The sequence below is a fragment of the Sphingomonas sp. genome, assembly GCF_019635515.1.
In the GTDB taxonomy this organism is placed as follows: Bacteria; Pseudomonadota; Alphaproteobacteria; order Sphingomonadales; family Sphingomonadaceae; genus Sphingomonas.
Window position 1 is genome coordinate 617,156 of sequence record NZ_JAHBZI010000001.1, and the last position, 11,995, is coordinate 629,150.

Annotated in this window: 11 protein-coding genes; 2 read left to right on the forward strand and 9 right to left on the reverse strand. The window is 65.6% G+C overall.

What is annotated here, in order from left to right:
- Nucleotides 1–93: 93 nt before the first annotated feature.
- The 7 genes from KF730_RS03100 to KF730_RS03130 all read right to left on the reverse strand — a co-directional run bounded on the left by KF730_RS03100 (nucleotide 94) and on the right by KF730_RS03130 (nucleotide 8,736).
- Nucleotides 94–1,053 (reverse strand): FecR domain-containing protein, encoded by a 960-nt coding sequence (locus KF730_RS03100; RefSeq protein WP_294092171.1) that lies wholly within the window; start codon nucleotides 1,051–1,053, stop codon nucleotides 94–96.
- Complete coding sequence (locus tag KF730_RS03105) at nucleotides 1,031–1,576, reverse strand: sigma-70 family RNA polymerase sigma factor (protein ID WP_294095677.1); 546 nt, start codon at nucleotides 1,574–1,576, stop codon at nucleotides 1,031–1,033. The genes KF730_RS03100 and KF730_RS03105 overlap by 23 nt, the downstream gene beginning before the upstream one ends.
- A gap of 693 nt (nucleotides 1,577–2,269) precedes the next feature.
- A complete protein-coding gene (locus KF730_RS03110; RefSeq protein ID WP_294092172.1) occupies nucleotides 2,270–3,481 on the reverse strand; it encodes a HupE/UreJ family protein in 1,212 nt (403 codons plus the stop codon).
- On the reverse strand, nucleotides 3,478–4,368 hold the full coding sequence (locus tag KF730_RS03115; RefSeq protein ID WP_294092173.1) for a peptidylprolyl isomerase: 891 nt from the start codon (nucleotides 4,366–4,368) through the stop codon (nucleotides 3,478–3,480). Before KF730_RS03115 ends, KF730_RS03110 begins: the two co-directional genes overlap by 4 nt.
- Complete coding sequence (locus tag KF730_RS03120; RefSeq protein ID WP_294092174.1) at nucleotides 4,368–5,093, reverse strand: c-type cytochrome; 726 nt, start codon at nucleotides 5,091–5,093, stop codon at nucleotides 4,368–4,370. Before KF730_RS03120 ends, KF730_RS03115 begins: the two co-directional genes overlap by 1 nt.
- Before the next feature lie 19 nt (nucleotides 5,094–5,112).
- On the reverse strand, nucleotides 5,113–6,585 hold the full coding sequence (locus tag KF730_RS03125; protein ID WP_294092175.1) for a hypothetical protein: 1,473 nt from the start codon (nucleotides 6,583–6,585) through the stop codon (nucleotides 5,113–5,115).
- A gap of 3 nt (nucleotides 6,586–6,588) precedes the next feature.
- A complete protein-coding gene (locus KF730_RS03130) occupies nucleotides 6,589–8,736 on the reverse strand; it encodes a TonB-dependent receptor (RefSeq protein WP_294092176.1) in 2,148 nt (715 codons plus the stop codon).
- 293 nt (nucleotides 8,737–9,029) lie between these two features.
- Between KF730_RS03130 and KF730_RS03135 the strand changes: the two genes are divergently transcribed.
- Together KF730_RS03135 and KF730_RS03140 are read left to right on the forward strand one after the other, a co-directional pair.
- Nucleotides 9,030–9,509: a DUF6644 family protein gene (locus KF730_RS03135; RefSeq protein WP_294092178.1), complete on the forward strand. Its 480-nt coding sequence runs from the start codon at nucleotides 9,030–9,032 to the stop codon at nucleotides 9,507–9,509.
- A 39-nt stretch (nucleotides 9,510–9,548) separates the two neighbouring features.
- On the forward strand, nucleotides 9,549–10,031 hold the full coding sequence (locus KF730_RS03140; RefSeq protein ID WP_294092179.1) for a DUF6644 family protein: 483 nt from the start codon (nucleotides 9,549–9,551) through the stop codon (nucleotides 10,029–10,031).
- Between the two features lie 57 nt (nucleotides 10,032–10,088).
- Here KF730_RS03140 and mgrA read toward each other — a convergent pair whose 3' ends face one another.
- Entirely contained in the window at nucleotides 10,089–11,129 is a 1,041-nt protein-coding gene (gene mgrA, locus KF730_RS03145) for an L-glyceraldehyde 3-phosphate reductase (protein ID WP_294092181.1), read from the reverse strand.
- Between the two features lie 60 nt (nucleotides 11,130–11,189).
- Nucleotides 11,190–11,981 (reverse strand): IclR family transcriptional regulator, encoded by a 792-nt coding sequence (locus KF730_RS03150; protein WP_294092183.1) that lies wholly within the window; start codon nucleotides 11,979–11,981, stop codon nucleotides 11,190–11,192.
- Nucleotides 11,982–11,995 lie beyond the last annotated feature (14 nt).

Sequence of the window (11,995 nt, forward strand, 5' to 3'; positions counted from 1 at the left end):
ATCTGTCTTCCCCCCGTATCGCCCCAGTTAATTGGGCGTTGGGAAAAGGACGATCGACGAGGAAATTTCCGACGACTCTGGCCGAATATTATTTCAACGCGACAGCGTGATCGTGCCTTCATTCAGGTCGACGCGCGCGCCAAGCAGTTTCGCAGTCGCGCGCCCGAACTGCTCCGGCTGATCGGCGCGGAAATAGCCCACCAACGGCTCGCGGCCGAGTTGGACGTCACCGACTATAATTTTTGTCTGATTGTAGCGATTGAACTCGTTGACGGCATAAGCGAGACTTTCGCCGTTCAGCGCGATCTCGCCGGTACGCCACGCAAGCTGGCGCTCGATATCGTCTGCGGCCGAAACGACTTCCACTGCCGGTCGCTGCGTTTCGATGAAGCTTTTCGAGCCGGCGGCGATCCGCGTGCGCCCGCTCTCCCGGCCGACAATCCAAGCCTCGACGACGCCTTCGGTGACGAGGACGTCGGCACCACCCTCACGGCGGCGCACTGAAAATGCAGTCCCTACTGCCTGCACCCGAATGTCTCCAGCTTCGACGACGAATGGGCGGGCGCTGTCGTGAGCGACCTGAAACCAAACCTCACCGTCCTCGAGCTTCACCGCGCGCTTGGTCGGCAGCATCGACACTGCGATCCTGCTTCTGGTATTGATTGAAGCGACCGACCCATCAGCAAGCGGTACACGCCGTACCTCTCCGATTGCGGTTTCGAGTTCCAGAGGGCGCGGTCGCGTAAGCAGCAAGCCGACCACGCCGGCCGCGCTGATCCCGCTCAGTGTTCCACCGATTAGGAATGCCCGCCGGCCAAAGCTTGCCCGGCGGAAGCCGAATCCGCTCTCAGCTTCTGGTTCGGCGAGCGCGCGCCCTCGATCGAGATAGGCGAGCACCGCCTCGGCACGCAGCAAGGCGCCAGCGCGTCGCTCGTCGTACAACAGCCAGTCATCGAGTGAGCGCTGCTCCTCATCGCTGAGCGGCTCTCTATCCAACCGGATCGCCCAGCGCACGGCATCATCGTCGATTTCAGTTGGCACGCCGTCGGTCACTTGTCTGCTCTCGTCTAGGGGCGGGGCCTTCGCCGGCGTCTTCACCGGCCAGGGACTTCAAGATCAGCTTGAGGCCACGGCAAGCCTGTTGTTCGATCGTGTGTTCGGGCAGGCCCAGCCGCTCGGATATTTCGCGCTGCGATATGCCCTGCACCCGCCGGAGTTCGAAAATCTGTCGGCAGCGGTCCGGTAGCGCTTCGATCAGCCGCCGGACGCGCTCGAGCTCGAGCCGCGCGCTGACCCGACGCTCGGGGCCGGGATCTTCGTCAGCAAGCGTTAGCGCCTCCATTTCTGTCATGCTGTCGATCCGAACAATCCGCTCACGCCGTATCTTGTCGAGTAGGACCGTCCGCGCGGTCGCGAAGAAGTAGCCGCGGCCATTATGGATGTGCGCCACCGAATCCAGATTGGAGATTTTGAGATAGGCGTCCTGCACGATATCGCTGATCTCCTCCTCGGACACCGCCATGCGCCTGAGTCGAGCACGCAAATCTGCCTCGTGCGGAACGATGTTGCTCCCCACCCAAGTGACGATCTCGCGCCGGTTTCGCCTCAACCCTGCGATCCTGGTCCTCTTGCGTTCGCTTGACCCTTATATCCCAAGACGGACGCCCGATCGATTTCCGATGATCCAGGTGAAAATTGATTTGAAAAGGCGATGAAAATTATTCGCGGTGCGCACATTGGCGAATGCGGGCGCGGACTAAGAAAACCACACGAAGTGTGCCTCAGTTGACTCCATATCAGGAATTAGGCGCGAGATCACAGCGCGGCGATCGATGGGTTGGTGCCTCAGCGCTTCTTCGCGTCGATGACTTGGTCGGTCAAGCGACCCGCGGGACATATCCGCGATACATACCAATGCCGCGCCTTAGCGCCAGTAGTTCAGTCCGCACGGGCAGGCGGCCAGGGTCAATGCAAGTGCTACCGACACCCAAAGGAGTCCGCTGTCATTACATGCGCCGCAACCGCCAGCGTGCGCATGCTTTCGCTCAGGACGCTGAGCATTGGCTTGGGAATGGCCGGGCGAGGAGGCTCGAACCGTTTTTGTGGACGTTGAGCCTGTCGCTGTCTGCCCAACACTCATGCATCTGGCCCACGGATATCCCCAATGGTCGAACACCTGACTTTCCAGGTGGCGTCCAATCCCCCGCTTATGCGGATGATTGCGGGCCGCGAGATATCCATGCGCTCGACCTGCGGCTGCGCCGTGTCGCTATGCAACAAAGCTTCGCCCCACGAACCAGAAGACGCCGACCGCGACCAGCGCCGAGGCGGCAAGATCGACGGTGATCGCTCGCGGTGGCGCCAGCTTCGCGCGGACCAGCAACATGGCGGCGGTTGCGACCGCCAGGACGACGCTGAGCTGACCGATCTCGACGCCGAGGTTGAAGCCGACCAATATCTCGGCGAGCTTCTCCGGCGGCAGGCGGCTCTCGAGCAGATCTGCGGCGAAGCCGAAGCCGTGGATCAACCCGAACACCAAAGTCACCACCAGCCGTAGCCTGCCAGCGTCCTTCAGATAGCCCGATACCATCAGGTAGTTCGCCGAGAAGATCGCGGCGCCGATCAGCAGCAGTGGCGGCAAGACGCCGATGCCAGCGAGGCGCAGCGCCGCCATCGCCGCCAGAGTGCCGCCGGTCCATAGCGCTACCAGTGCCGGGCGCCGTGCCGCGAGCGCGATATTCTCGGCGCCGATCAGCGCGATCGTCAGCGCGACCAGCGCATCGATGAACTCGGCATGCGGACGGATGATGCCGGTCACCGCCAACGCCAGCGTCAGGCTGTGGCCGATGGTGAAGCCGGTGACGACGAATACCAGGTCGCGCAGACGGCGCGAGATCAGCACCAGACCGAGCAGGAACGCCATGTGATCGATGCCGGTGAAGATGTGCATGATGCCCATCTCAATGAACTTGAAGAAGCTGGCATTGCCCAGCGTACCGCCGCCCGCCTCGTCGAGATCGATGGCTGGGGCGCTGGCATCCATGATCTGCTCGACGAACTCGCCGTCGGGCCGCTGAACCTGCGCGAAGTTGATATGGGCCGGCGCGACATCGAGAAACGCGGTGCTGGTGAGGCGCATCGCTTCGGCGGAAGGGCAGGCATATTGGAACTCGATGCGGCGCATGCCGGGCGCGGTGCTGACCTTCTTCGGCGGCGCGGTGAGGCCGCAGGGCGCGCCGTTCGCCGACACGCCGACATGCCCGGCGAGATAGGCGGTGAGCGCGGCATCGGACACCGGCTCGCCATTTCGCGCCAGACGGGCGACTTCGACATCGGCCACCGCGAAGCTCATATGGATCAGCCGCCCGTCCAGCGTCCAGGCGCTGTGCGAGGTGCTGCGGGTATGGGCATCGGCCGGGGGCATGCCGCCGATCGTCAGCATGGTGAGGATCGCCATGCAGCGGATCAGGGCGCGGATCATTGGTAGCCGCGCTGGATCTGGATGTCGGCGCGCTTGCGTAGAAAGCGCTCGTTGCCGGCGATCAGCGTCGCCTTCTGCGCGGCGATATAGTCGGAGCGGACCCGGTCGCGGACCTTGGCGAAATCGGGCGCGGGCGGACGGCTGTTGCTGCGCATCACCAGGATGTGTGTGCCGTCCGGCAGTGCCACCGGATCGGAGACGTGGCCGGTGTCGAGCTTGCGGGCGATCTCGAACAGGCGCTCGCCGAGATGGATCTTCGCCGCGAAGTAGAATTCCTCACCATCGGTCATGCGGCCGGAGCGCTTGAGGCGATGACGGGCGAGCACCGCCGGCTGGGTTCCCGCCACGCGGAGATCGGCGACGGCGCGGGCGCCGTCTGCTCCGGTGGGGAGGATATATTCGTCGAGCGTCATCATGCCTTCGTCGGCGAACTTTTCCGGATTGGCGGCGAAAAAGGCTTGCAACTCCTTTTCCCCCGGCTGCGCCGAAGCGGCGTCGGACGCCGCCATCGCCTCGACCGAACCGACCAGCGCCTGGCGAACTTCGATCGTATCGGTCTGCATCCCGAGCTCGATCCCTCGCTGCACGTACAGCTCCTCGCGGATCATGTCGTCGAGCACGCGGCGCTTCTGCGCGGGTGTCGCGCCATCGAGCGGCAGGTCGTAGACGGCGCGCAGCTGCAAGGCATAGTCGCTCATCAGGATCGGCACGCCGTTGACGGTTGCGACATTCTCGGGCGCGACGCCGGACACGCGCGTGCCCTCGGCGGTGAACAGCCCGAAGCCGGCGATCAGCAGCCCCGCGACGAGGCCGATGGTGCAGAGGATCAGCGATCGGCGCGCGTTCGGCTCGGCCAAAGACCCGAGCCAGCGGGGCGGGGCGGGCATCATCGTGATCCTCCACTGCTTCGCGTTCTCAGGGACACGGCGAACGCGGCAACCGCGCGCGCTTCGACGGGGGAGAGCGAGCGCGCGAAGCCGGGCATGACCCCGGCATGCCCGCCGGCGACCGAGCGGCGCAGCGCCGCGGGCGAGCCGTCGCCATAAAGCCAGACATCGTCGAGCAGGTTCGGCGCACCGACCGCGGTGTCGCCGCCACCATCGGAGGCGTGGCAATCGTAGCAGCCACCCTTGCCGGAATAGATCGCGCGCCCTCGCCTTGCGGCTTCGGCGTCAGGCACATCGCCGTGCAGCGATCGCAGATAGGCGACGACATCGTCGATTTCGCCGGGACGGAGCGGCGGGATATCTTCGGCAGCATAGGGCCTGGCAGTCGCATAAGCCGGCATCGAGGCGAGATTCCAGCCCTTGGGATCGCCCGAGCGGATGCCGTGGAGCACGATCTGCTCGATCTCGGCGACGCTGCCCGATCCGTAGAGGAAGTCGCCATCAGTGAGATCCGGCGCGCTCTGGTCGCGCAGGCCCGCGCCATCGGCGCCGTGGCAGCTCGCGCATGCGCGGGCGAAGATCGGGCCGCCAATGGCGATCGCGGTCCGCCGCAGCCTGTCCTGCCCGAGAATGGATTCCGGCGCGGCCTGGATCAGCGCCGCGCGGGCATTGCGATCGGCCGCCCCGCGCCACACCGCGGCGACCAGAACCAACAGCGCCAGCATCAGCGCGGCATACCCGTTCCTACTTCGCCAGCGCATGGCTCTGCCTCCGCGGCATCAGGCGCCGCCACCCGATCACCACCCCGCTGACCGCCACGATCGTCGCGGCGATCGACCACAGCCACATCCACACATCCCACAAGGGACGGCGAGTGATGAAGCCTTGCATGTCCCAGCGGTGCAGCCCGTCATACAGCCAGCGATAGGTGCGGCGGCGCGCATCGATGTCGCCGAGCATTTCGCCGGTTTCCAGGCTGATATGGGCCCAGGTCTGCGCCGGATCGGCGAAGATGACGCGCAGCACCGGCAACTCGACCGAACCCTTTGCTTCATACCAGTAATTGTCGGCGTTATGCAGGATCTCGGCGGACCGGATGGCATAGCCGGGCACCAGCAGCGCGCTGCGGCGGACGAGCTCTCCAGTGCCGAACCGCACCGGCGCCAGCGTCGCCGCATCGGCGACGGCTTTCGTCAGATCGGCATGTTCGAAGACCAGCAGCATGCGGCCGGCGGCGGGTATCAGCCGCATCCGCCGGGCGGCGCTGGCGGCGGGCAGGGTGCCGACGCGTGCCCAATCGATTGCCGGGACCATGGCCGAACCCGCAAAGGCCGCTTGCCCGGCATCGGACAGGCCGGGGCTGGCGAACCAGCGGCCGGGATCGACCGACAGCCAGCCGCTGACGATCCAGGTCGTCAGCAGCGTGCCGCCAGTCAGGCCGAGGACATGATGCCACCATTGCCAGCCGCGATAGGGGGTGATGCGACCGCCCTTGTAGCGGCGGCGGAAGCGCGCGCGCAGGATGCCGATCCACATGCCCGAGACGACCGCGACGATACAGAATCCCGAGGTCCACAGGACCACCTGGCGCCATAGCGGCTGATCCTGGCGCAGGATCGTCGGGTACAGCCAGTGCGGCACCGCGCCCAGCCAGTTCCAGAAGCGCTCGCCGGCAAGCGTGTCCTGAACGACCGCGCCGGTGACCGAACTGACGTAGAGGATCCGGCCATCCGCGCCGTTCAGCTCGGCCTTCCATAGCGGGCGGAAACGATCATAGCCGCCTGCCACAGTCCATTGGTCGCGTTCCACCGGCGTGACGCGAGTCACGCTGGCCTTGCCGAATTGACCCGCGATCCGCGCGGCCGCCCGCTCGTCGATCGGTGCGAGCGCCGCGCCGGTCGTGGCGGAAATCACTTGCTCGCCCGTGCCGGTCCGCACCCGCCACACCGGCTCTTGCGCGCCTTGCTCCAGCACAATGCCGCGCGGATGCCCGGAGGCATCCGCGCGCAGGGAGGGATCGGGTAGTTGCTTGACGCGGGACCAGTCGATCGGTGCGAGCCCCGCCATCCGCTCACCGGCGGTGAGCGAAGGATAGGGTACGTACATCATCACCACGCCGGAAATGACCCACATCGCCAGCAGCAAGCAGGTGGCGATGCCGATCCAGCGATGGATCAGATACAGCCAGCGCTTGCCGCGATGCAGCCAGCGGGTCACTCGCTAGAACCGCGCGCTCAATGCGATATCGAATGAGCGCGGGCGGCCGAGCAGCCATTGTTCGTCATTGTAGCTGGTGGTCGCATAAGCCTTGTCGAACAGGTTGTAGACCCGTCCGGTCAACCAGATGCCGTCGCTCAGCCCGATGCTGATGCCGGCGTCCGCCACGGCATAGCCGGGGATGCGATAGGTGTTGGCGTTGTCCGAGAAGGTCGGGCCGACATAGCGCAAATTGGCGTTGACCCGCACCCGCGCCGAAACGGGGCGCCAATAGACCGAGAAATTGCCCGCGGTCTCGGGGGTGTTGGCCGGAGTCTTGCCGTTATAGTTGGTGCCGCCGCTGATGAAGTCGTCGAACCGGGCATCGAGCAGGCTGACATTGGCGTCGAAGCCGAACGATTTGCCGAGCTGCATGGCGACCGACGCCTCGACGCCTTGCGACGAACGCTGGCCAACCTGCTCGATCGGGCTGGTCGGGGTGCGCTGGGCGGCGAGGCCCTGCTTGACGATCCGGTAGCCGGCGAGGGTGGCGCTGCCGCGCCCGCCCAGGAACGATGCCTTGACGCCGCCCTCGACCTGATTGCCGCGGGCATTGGTGAAGGCGAATTGCGAGGCGCTGGTGGTGTAGGTGGTCAGCGTGCCGAGCGGATCGACGCCGGTGGTGTACTGGCCATAGAGCGACACGTCGGGCGTGGGCTGGTAGACGCCGCCGACGCGCCAGGTGGTGTTGTTGAAGACGCGCTGGGTTCGCCCGCCGGGGAAGGCATTGGTCTCGGTGGTGCCGGCCGGCGTGTAGTTGATGTTCACACGCCGTACCGCGTCGCGCTCATGGCGGACGCCGGCGACCAGCGACAGCTGCTCGGTCAGCTTCAGCCGATCCTCGGCGAAGACCGACCATTCATTGGTGCGGGTGCGGTAGCGCGGGGCGATGCCCTGGGTGTCGTAGAACAGGCCGGGGTTGAAGCTGTAGGGATTGACGGTGTCGAACTGCGGTGCCGATCCGAAATCATGCGAATAGGTCAGCCGGATGCGGTTGACGTCGAAACCGATGACGAAGTCATTGCCCATCCCGCCGATCGGCTTGCTGATCTTGAGGCTGGCCTGGTTGCCGAGCTGCTCCTGGTCATGGGCGATGCCAAGATTGTCCATGCGGTCGATCGTGCCGCTGGCGCCGTTCCAGAAATAGCTTTCGAGATTCTTGAACAGGCGCTTCGAGGTCAGCCGGTAGGCGGCGTTCGAGAGGGTGACGCCCTCAGCCAGCGTCCAGTCGGCGACGAGGCTGGTGCGGTTGTCGAGATAGCGGAGCTCGCCATCGGCGACATTGTAGTTGCGGCGCTGATTGGCATCGACGAGCTTCCCCGCGATCAGCGGCGTGCCGAAATAGTCCATCGGATGCTGCAGGCCGTGATCGTGGCGCAGCGTCAGCGAGAAAGCATCGGACGGCGCGAAGCGCAGCGCGCCCGACAGCGCCAGGCTGTCCGAATCGCCGCGATCGACCCAGCCATCCGACTGGCGATAGCTCGCATCGACGCGGTACGACAAAGCCGGCGCGATCGGCCCGCCGATGCCAGCGGCGATGCGCCAGCTCTGCTGCGAGCCATAGCCCGCTTCGACGGCGGCTTCGGTGCGCTCGGTGCTCGGCGCCTTGGTGACGATATTGATCGCGCCGCCCAGCGCGCCCTGACCGTACAGGACCGAGGCGGGGCCGTTCAGCACTTCGATGCGATCGACATTCCACGGGTCGGTCGGAAAGGTGATCGTGCCCGCGACCGGAAACAGCCGCACGCCGTCGACGAGCTGGAGCACTGAGCCTTGGCCGCCGAAACCGCGCATCACCAGCGCGGTGCCGCCATTGCCGGGATTGGCAGAGGTCGTCACGCCGACCGAGCGGGTCACGGCGCCATTCAGATCGAGATCGCCGCGGGCGTGGATCGTGGTGGCATTGATGCTGGCGACGCTCGCCGGCGTCTCCAGCGGAGTCAGGCCGAGGCGGGACCCGGTGCGGCCGGGCTCCTGCAGCGGTGCGCGGACAAGGCCGGTGACGACGATATCATCATCCGCGGCCTCGGACTGGCTGGCGACTTGCGCCTGCGCCGGCGCGGCGGCGAGCAGGACCGACCACCCAAATGCCGACCAAGAAACTCCCTTCATGCGTCATCCTCTCGACTGGCAGTGCGCTGCGTATCCAGCGGCTGTTGTTGGGCAGAGGACTGGAAGCGGGCAGGGGCGCCGCCAAGTTCTTTACAGTTTTCGGAGGTTACGATGGCCAAGGGCCTTGGTCTGAAGGGCGGGCGGGCGGGGCTGCGCCGCCGCAGGGGCAGTAAAGTGTAACGTCGCTGTAACCTTCCATCCGCGCCTGTTTCGCCCAGCAACCGTACATAACTGGCGCCGCGCCCGCCTGGCTGTAGCGATCTCCCGAAAGCGTTACGCAAGGGGAGGATTGCATGGAGTTCAGTCTCTGGCTCTACGATACGCCGGTCAGCACGATGATCCGCGAGATCAGCTGGATCGTGCCGACCGTGCAGACCATCCATATCATCGCGATCGCGGTGGTCGTCGGTTCAGCCCTGGTCACCGACTTGCGGCTTGCGGGGGTGCTGGCGATCGACGAAGCGCCGGCCACCGTCGTGCGGCGCTATCTGCCATGGATGTGGGGGGCTCTGATCGTCCTGCTGCTTACCGGGCTGGTGATGCTGGTCGGCGAGCCCGACCGCACGCTCAACAATGTGGTGTTCTGGACCAAGATGGCGCTGGTCGTCACCGCCTTCGCGCTGACCCTGCTGTTCCGGCGGCCGTTGCTCGATCCCGAGTTCAGCCCGAAGCACGCGGCTTGGGCGAAGCTGGTGAAGCCGATGGCCTGGGTTTCGCTCGCGATCTGGATCGCCGTCATCATCTGCGGCCGCTGGATCGCCTACGTCATCTGACGGCGGCAGCGCAGCCACGAACATCCGGGAGAGGGCATCGTGAACGACATCATCCAATCCATCTATGATTCCGGCATCGGCACCTGGATGCGCGAAAGCGCCACCGCCTTTCCCTGGGTCGAAACCTTGCACGTCATCGCCATCACCACCGTGCTCGGCACGATCGCGATCGTCGATCTGCGCCTGCTCGGAGTGCGCGCGCACCGCCGTGGGGCGCTCCAGCTGATCAAGGACATGCTGCCCTTCACCTGGGCTGCGTTCGCGCTCGCCGTTGTCACCGGCCTGCTGCTGTTCGCATCCGACGCCACCGGCTATGTCGAGAAGGGCCCGTTCCGCGGCAAGATGTTGTTCATCGTCGCGGCGGGGATCAACATGGCGGTCTTCCACCTGACCGCCTATCGCAAGATAGACAAATGGGACGAAGCGGCGCCGCCGCCTTTGGCGGTGCGGATCGCCGGCGGCACCTCGCTGGCGCTGTGGATCGCGGTGACCTTCGCCGGACGCTGGATCGGCTTCGTCTAGGCGACCACGCAAACCCGGGCGGACGCACCCGGCCCGGGTGCGTCCGCCTTGCTGTTTCTAGAGCGTGGAGGAAATCTTCCACAGATCGATCTCGCCCTCCTGAGCGTAGAGGTCGATCTCGGCGAGTTCCTCAGCCGAAAAGGCGAGGTTGTCGAGCGCGCGCAGCGTATCGGCGAGCTGATCGACGGTGCGCGCGCCGACCAGCGCGGAAGTGACGCGCGGGTCGCGCAGCACCCAGGCGATCGCCATCTGGGCAAGGGTCTGCCCGCGCCGCTTGGCGACTTGGTTGAGCGCGGTGATGCGCGCGATATTATCCTCGGTTACCAGCGCGGGGTCGAAGGACCCGGCCTTGGCCGCGCGTCCATCCCGCGGGATGCCACCAAGATATTTGCTGGTCAGCATGCCCTGGGCCAGCGGCGAGAAGGCGATGCAACCGGTGCCGAGATCGGCGAGCGTGGAGAGCAATTCGTCCTCGATCCAGCGGTTGAGCAAGGAATAGCTGGGCTGGTGAATCAGCAGCGGTACCTTGTGCCCGGCCAGGATCGCCGCCGCCTTGCGGGTCAGCTCGGGCGAATAGCTGGAGATGCCGACATAGAGCGCCTTGCCCTGCTGGTGCAGCGTCGCCAGCGCCCCCATCGTCTCCTCCAGCGGCGTGTCGGGATCGACGCGGTGCGAATAGAAGATGTCGACATAATCGAGCCCCATCCGCTTGAGGCTCTGGTCGCACGAGGCGATCAGATATTTGCGCGATCCGCCGACATCGCCATAGGGGCCCGGCCACATGTCCCAGCCGGCCTTGGTCGAGACCAGGATCTCGTCGCGGTGCGCGCGGAAATCGGTGGCGATGACGCGGCCGAAATTCTCTTCCGCGGAGCCGTAAGGCGGCCCGTAGTTGTTCGCCAGGTCGAAATGGGTGACGCCCTTGTCAAAAGCGTGATGCAGTATCGCGCGGCCGTTCTCGAAGACATCGACGCCCCCGAAATTCTGCCACAGCCCCAGCGAGATCGCCGGAAGCTTGAGACCGGAGAGGCCGCAGCGCCGATAGGGCATCGCATCGTAGCGGTCGGCGGCGGCGGTATAGGGTAAGGGGAAAGTCACGCATCGCTCCCATCAAAATGGCGAGCGGGCGTGCTGTCCGCTCGCTGGTAAATCAAAAAGTCAGCCTTGCGGTTCAAGCTGGTGGCGCGCGGTGCCGGCCGGGGTGACCGGTCGGGCGAAACGTTCGGCGATGATCCGCGCGCGGGCCTGCAACATCGGGGCGACCGCCGGGGCTTGGCTGGGACCGAACCGCCCCGGATCGCCGGAGACAGAGATCGCGAACCAGCCCTCGCCGGGCAGCGCCAATGGCACACCGACGCAGCAAAGCGCTTCGTGCATCTCGCGGTCATCAAGCGCGAACCCGTCGATGCGGGCCGCATCGAGCACCAGCCGCAATGTATCCGGCTCGACGATCGTGTGTGGAGTCAGGCGGACCAGCGGTAGCATCAGATAGGTTTCGAGCTCGGAATCGGGCAGTTGCGCGAGCAGCGCCTTGCCGATTCCGGTGCAATAGGCCTCAAGCTGGCCATGCTCGCGCGTGAAGACGCTGTGACGCCCTTCCTTGACCAGATAGGTCACCATCTCATTCTCGAACATGCCGAGATGCGCGGTGCAGCCAAGCTCGCGGGCGATACCGCGCAATACCGGCCGGGCAATCTCGATCAGCCGGGCATGGGCGCTGACGCGCGCCGCCAGCGTCCGCAGGCGATCGCCGCCCATATATCGACCGCGCGCGGCCCGCATGATCCATCCCTTTCGCAGCAGTGCGGCGACCAGCCGGCGTGCCGTCGATGGCGCCAGCTCAAGGCTTTCGGCGATCGCCGCGATGGAGCTGGCGCCAGCGTCCATCGCGATCGCGTCTAGCAGATCGAGGACGCGAGTGGCGGATTGGGTGCCTCGCACTGTGCTCATCATGTGAGCGCAAT

What these genes read in the sequence shown, in the direction of transcription:
- KF730_RS03110 (WP_294092172.1), bottom strand. Translation starts at nt 3,481, where the DNA reads ATGATCCGCGCCCTGATCCGCTGCATGGCGATCCTCACCATGCTGACG.
- KF730_RS03115 (WP_294092173.1), bottom strand. Translation starts at nt 4,368, where the DNA reads ATGCCCGCCCCGCCCCGCTGGCTCGGGTCTTTGGCCGAGCCGAACGCG.
- KF730_RS03120 (WP_294092174.1), bottom strand. Translation starts at nt 5,093, where the DNA reads ATGCTGGCGCTGTTGGTTCTGGTCGCCGCGGTGTGGCGCGGGGCGGCC.
- KF730_RS03130 (WP_294092176.1), bottom strand. Translation starts at nt 8,736, where the DNA reads ATGAAGGGAGTTTCTTGGTCGGCATTTGGGTGGTCGGTCCTGCTCGCC.
- KF730_RS03135 (WP_294092178.1), top strand. Translation starts at nt 9,030, where the DNA reads ATGGAGTTCAGTCTCTGGCTCTACGATACGCCGGTCAGCACGATGATC.
- KF730_RS03150 (WP_294092183.1), bottom strand. Translation starts at nt 11,981, where the DNA reads ATGAGCACAGTGCGAGGCACCCAATCCGCCACTCGCGTCCTCGATCTG.